We start from the raw sequence: 562 nt of genomic DNA on the forward strand, positions 1-562 counted from the left end.
TTCAGGGGTTAGCGGAGGGCGGAGCGGCGCTTGACTTCGGCTTGCAGTTTCGCCTCTGCGTCCTCGTCGCCAGCCTGTAACGTGTACGGACCTAGTTCTGCCGTTCGCCCGTGCACGTCTTTCACGTACGGGAACACATTCACCGTGGCCGGGTTTTTCAGGTTGGCCAAAGCGCCGCGGTGTCGTCTGACTGTCTCTGTCAGCTCGATAATTTCATTCGCCTGCGCGACGGTGACCGTGGTCATGCTGCACCGCCTTCCACCGGCTCATAGGTCGCGGCGAAAATGTCAGGCTTGCAGGGGTAAAACTCCCCGCTGACGCCTTTGATGATCCAGTCGCCGTAGTCGGCGCGCATGTCGCCTTCCAGCGTCTCGATGACGAGGCCGGTCACAGCACGCATCACGTTGTAGCCAGCGGACGCGACCCAGAGCGAAATGCTCTGGTGGCTATCGGGTGTCAGTTGTCGGGCTTCGATCTCGACCGGCTTTTTTCTGTACGTTGCCATCAGACAAACTCCAGGCGTTCGCGCTCCATGCGGGCGCGTTAAGTGGTTGATGTTTCA

2 protein-coding genes are annotated in these 562 nt (G+C 59.8%); both read right to left on the reverse strand.

Annotation, left to right across the window (positions count from 1 at the left end; all coding sequences use genetic code 11):
* Positions 1-8: 8 nt before the first annotated feature.
* Positions 9-245, reverse strand: coding sequence for a hypothetical protein (locus tag IE243_RS23025; RefSeq protein WP_191321597.1), 237 nt, complete (start codon positions 243-245; stop codon positions 9-11).
* On the reverse strand, positions 242-505 hold the full coding sequence (locus tag IE243_RS23030) for a hypothetical protein (RefSeq protein ID WP_191321598.1): 264 nt from the start codon (positions 503-505) through the stop codon (positions 242-244). The genes IE243_RS23025 and IE243_RS23030 overlap by 4 nt, the downstream gene beginning before the upstream one ends.
* Between the last annotated feature and the right edge of the window lie 57 nt (positions 506-562).

Source organism: Camelimonas fluminis (assembly GCF_014656355.1).
GTDB lineage: Bacteria > Pseudomonadota > Alphaproteobacteria > Rhizobiales > Beijerinckiaceae > Camelimonas > Camelimonas fluminis.

Coding starts and splice junctions, on each gene's coding strand:
- IE243_RS23025 (WP_191321597.1), bottom strand. CDS start 245: ATGACCACGGTCACCGTCGCGCAGGCGAATGAAATTATCGAGCTGACA.
- IE243_RS23030 (WP_191321598.1), bottom strand. CDS start 505: ATGGCAACGTACAGAAAAAAGCCGGTCGAGATCGAAGCCCGACAACTG.